The 5052-nt window shown below is 30.6% G+C and carries 3 protein-coding genes; all 3 read left to right on the top strand.

Annotation, left to right across the window (positions count from 1 at the left end; genetic code table 11):
- The first annotated feature begins 69 nt into the window (after positions 1-69).
- On the top strand, positions 70-363 hold the full coding sequence (locus tag B5D25_RS12565) for a helix-turn-helix domain-containing protein (RefSeq protein WP_159444135.1): 294 nt from the start codon (positions 70-72) through the stop codon (positions 361-363).
- A gap of 132 nt (positions 364-495) precedes the next feature.
- Positions 496-4185 carry an ADP-ribosyltransferase-containing protein gene (locus B5D25_RS12560; RefSeq protein ID WP_078788305.1) on the top strand — a complete coding sequence of 1230 codons (3690 nt, stop codon included), beginning with the start codon at positions 496-498 and terminating at the stop codon, positions 4183-4185.
- 649 nt (positions 4186-4834) lie between these two features.
- Positions 4835-5052: helix-turn-helix domain-containing protein (locus B5D25_RS12555; RefSeq protein ID WP_159444186.1), on the top strand; the 218-nt coding region annotated here is incomplete at its 3' end.

Below are 5052 nucleotides of genomic sequence, written 5' to 3'. Positions count from 1 at the left end.
CGAGAACACTCACCACTTTAGTAGTGAGATGAATCGCCATAATAATATGTGATAAGCGAGGTGAAAAATGTGGAAAAGGCTTACAAATATAGAATATATCCGAATAAAAAACAGAAAGAAATAATAACTAAAACATTTGGATGTTGTCGTTTTGTATACAATAAGTATCTTGCTAAAAGAATCGAGATGTATGAGCAAAGTAAAATAACTTTCTCATATGTTCAATGTGCAAACGATATGAAACAACTTAAAACAGAACTAGAGTGGCTTAAAGAAGTTGATTCCACAGCACTTCATGATAGAGATGTTAATGCTGCCATTAATATTCTCAACGAAGGACTTAGGATATTAAAAGTAGCATAATGAACATAAACAATAACGATAGGAACTATCGGGATAGCTTGGTAAATATCCTTTCGGTAGAAGGGAGTTTCCAAGAATCTCGTGACTTTAGTCATGAGAGGTTCAATTACATAAATAAAGGAGGTTAAATAGATGGGACAGGCAGAATATATAGTTCGATTTAAAGGTGATTATTCCGCTTTGCAAAAAGATATAAATAAAATCGCCGGTGAAACAAAAAAATTATCTGACGATGAAGTAATTATCAAATTGGCTTATGATGGAAATATAAAAGAATTTAACAAAGTGTTTAATCAAATATCCGAGATGCATCCTGAATTAGGAATACAATTTCAGTATAATGTAAATCAAAAAATATTAGAACAAGAAACTGATAAACTCAAAAAATTAACTGATATTAAAATAGATGTCGATGAAAATAAAGCACAAAAAAAACTTGAGAATCTTGCTGATTATGTTGAAACAGCTCTAATGGATGGATTGTCAAAAGATGAAATTAACAAACGCGTTCGAGATGTTTTTGGATATTATAATACTGCAATTAAAGCAGGAGCAAAAAATATTGATTTCGGAAGTATAAGAAATAGATTATTAGATTCATTTAGTATTGAATCTGATGAAATTGCAGATATTTATGCTGAAATTGCAGATCGAAATATTAATAAACCCATTGAATTATTTAAAATAAACACTTCGATAAATGATGAAATAACCAAAACAACAGATAGAATAAACGATTTACAAGAATCATTAAAATATTTAGAAGGAAAAGGTGCTTCTAAGACTGGTTTGCCAACAGAATTAGAAAAAGTCCAAGATGAAATAAAAATATTACGCGCAGACGTTGATGAAATGAAGCAAGACTTGAACAGTTTAACTGGCGAAGCTTTTGATAAAATGACCGAAAGCATAAAGGAAACTAATGTTCAGTTATCTGAAGCTATAGACAAAATTAAGATTTTATCTGTGGCTGGTGTTTCGGATAATAAAGTTTCTTCATTAAAAACTTTAATGTCTTTGTTCTCAGATTTTGCTAAAAGCAACAATAGTAATAATTTAAGTTCATTTTGGGATAATCTTCAAGTTAAAATTAATTCTGGGGATGATGAATTAAAAACATTATTAAGCGATTTAAAATTAATCAATGCAGAAACTGGGAAATTAAATATTATAGAACATGGAAATGTTAAATCTGGTGGGTTATTATCTGATGAGTATACTTTGTTAGCAACAAAGAGGGCTACTCAAGATACTGATTTTACTGTTTCATCAAGATTAGAAGATACTATTGTTTTAAAGCAGAAACTAGATGAGGCTGCTGATGCTGGAGTAAATGTATCTAGGATTTTAAATATTATTTATGATGAAGCTTCTGATACATTTTTCGAATTACAAGAAACTGCTAAAGGAGATATCCTTGGCGGTATGGGTGAAGCCGAAATAAACACAAGGGTTTTTGAAGCAACAGATGAACAAATTCAAAAATTAATTTCTGATATTTTATATTTAAATAATATTGGTGTTGGAATTGATTTTCATGGATTAAATGTTTTGTATGATAAAATTAAAGGATTTTCAATTATCGACACAGATATTGTTCCGGAATATAATTTTAAGGATAATTGGGAAGATTTTACTAATGATATTATAGGTGGACTTAATTTTAGTTTTGAAGATTCTTCTGGTAAGATGTCGGAAGAAGCACAGGGTTTTGTAAAAAGAGTTCAAGGTGTATTGGCAAATATAGATACTTCTGAAATAAAGAGTTCTGCAAAAGAGGTTATAGAGAACGCTGCTAATGCATTACAAGAAGCGCAAAATAAAAGTTCGTCTGCCGAACTCACAAAACCACTCGGTAAAGATTTTGGACTTGGTTATGCTGAAGGCATTCGTGAGGCGATGCCGGAGATTGTTGAAGCTTGTAAGGAAATAGTATTAGCTGCATATGATGCAGTTAAAGAAGCAAGTGACGCTAAAAATGGAGAAGGGAATAACTTTTTAGATAATTTTATAAATAATCTTAAAGAAAGCCTAGACAATGCAGCTCCTACTATTCAGGAAAAAATTAAAGAAGTTTTTTCTAAAATTAATATTGACAATATAAGTGAGAAATCATCTCTTTCGTCTATTTCTTCTGAAGATTTTCAATCACAATTTCAAAATGCCATAGATAAAACTGGTGAATATATAATAAAAGTTTACGGTGAACTTATAGACGATTTTAAATCTCGTCTTCAAAACTCTATAGATGAAACTGGTATATATCATGTTGATATTGAAGGATGGTTATATGATACTTTTCACGATGGATTACAAAGAGACATTGATGGACAAGAAAAGTATATTATTGAAGTCAAAGGTAGATTATTTGATAGTTTCAAAGAAGTTCTTCAGGAAGCTATAGAAAATCTCGGTGCATTTCCAATTCAAGTTAAGCCATATATGCGTAAAGGTGAAGAGATTGAGGAAGTTGATTTACCAAAAGCAGATGGAAATAATTTTTCATCGGAAATTGAAGATGAAATTGAGAAACAGAATAGGCTTCAAAATGAATTAGATGAAACTTTTAATAAGTTTAAAGAATTAAAATTATATCATGGATCAAATAAAGATTTTGATAAATTTGATTCTAGTATGATGAGTGATGAATCTTTATTTGGTAAAGGGGCATATTTTACATTTAATGAGGAAGACGCTCAGACGTATGGTTATCAAGTAAGTCAATGGTTTGCTAATATAAACAAAGTATATGAAGAAGAATCAAAATTATCTGAAGAAGAATTAAAACAAATCTTTGATGAATATAATAAACAAATTAAATATATTTGGGGAGATAATTTTTCGTTAGACGATTTTATCAATGAAATAAAAAACGATAAAAATAGTCTAAAGACTATAGCAGAAGATATTATTGATTCTTCTGAAGAAGAAGTATTAAAAAAATTTAATTACCAAGCACGAATTTTTGATTTAATTGAAAGTCAAAATGGTGGAAAAGGTATTGTTGTTTTTGACGTAGATAATTTAGAACGAGCAGATAAATTATTAAATGAAACTCCAGTTTCAAATGAATCTACCGAAGCTGAAACAAAAGCTCTTCTTTCTAAAAAGGAAGTTGTTGAACAACTTCGTACAGAACTTAATTTAACCAAAAAAGTCGCTGAAGATTTATTTGATCAACAAGGTTATGCAAAAACAAATAATAAATATCAAATCGAGCAAACCGCAGTTGACGAATTAATAGCCTCGCTTAAAGAGAAAAAACAAGTAGAAGAATCCCAAGACTCTTTTACAACTTCTCCGACTGCAAATGCTATGCAATCTGAGGTTGAGGCTGTTAATCAAGCTATTGATGCGGAAAAGAAAAAGTTTGATGAGTTAAAAAATAAGATATCTAAAACTATTCCTGCTGCTATTAACAAGAAAAATCAAGCTTTTGAAAAAGAGCGCGACTTAGTTGCAAAGGTTGTAGATGATGAAGTTGATTACTTTGATGTTTTAAAAGATTCTATTAATAGTGTAACTAATACTATAGAAAAGCAGTATGACACTACTAAGAATGCAAAACCTAAAGCTGATAAGTCTAATAATAAATCTTCTAGTAATAAATCAAATGAACCTGATAAGGATGCTTTATTACAACAGCATTATGTAGATTTAAGAAAAGACACTTATCAATCTTTTGGTCAGAAATCTGATATTCAAAAAGAAATGTCGAAGTATTATTCTCAATTAGAGAAAGAATCTTCAGATATTTACTCTTCTGCTAACAAAAAAGCCAATGGTTTATTGGATAAAATTAAGAAACTTAATTTTGATTAAATTGCGAACGCAAACTCGTGACTTTAGTCGTGAGTAAGTGAGCGTTTACAAAATAGTCAGCATATAGGGAAACCTGTATGTAGAGCGGTTAAAATCCGTCAACAAAGCAAACGAATATGCTGGAAATGCGTAAAGCTAATAGAACTACAACGTAGGGATGAAACAAACTCAAACGTGATAGTTGCGAAAGCAGAAAAAATCTATTAGATGGTATAAGGTTAAATCCTAAGTACTACTCTCCTAATCGCAAATCAGCAGGGAATGACCGAATAGGTCTGCCCCCAACGACTATCCCTCGTGAGGGGAGTAGGGTCAAGCGACCCGAAGTGTTTGCGCCTAAGGCTTAGACTTACGTTTGAGCTATGGACAAGATATAGTCTGTGCTTATGTGAAAGCATAAGATACCTACTGCTTATAAATAAGCGGGTAAGGATGCATAGGATTAGCGAACCTATGTGAACGACAACTTCACACAATTAAAGAATCCTACGATTCTTATATTATTATTGACATCTTCGTAAAATATGATATACTAAAGGAAGAAATTAATATATATTTTACCAAGGCAAAGAAGGCATAGACGACGGTTTATGTATTACACATTCTTATGTGGTCTTCTTTGTCTTTTGTTGTTTTATGGAGAGAAGTTATGGAGAAAGCTTATAAGTATAGAATATATCCAAATAAAACACAACAAGAGTTAATACAGAAAACTTTTGGTTGTGTTAGGTTTGTTTATAACTATTATTTAGACAAAAGAATAAAAGCTTATCAGGAAAATAAAACTTCATTAAACTATTATGATTGTTGTAAAGATTTAACTAGTCTTAAAAAAGAATTAGAATGGTTGAGAGAGCCAGATAAGGA

This window comes from Eubacterium ruminantium, assembly GCF_900167085.1.
GTDB lineage: Bacteria > Bacillota > Clostridia > Lachnospirales > Lachnospiraceae > Eubacterium_Q > Eubacterium_Q ruminantium.
This window is presented reverse-complemented; position numbering and strand designations above follow the sequence as displayed.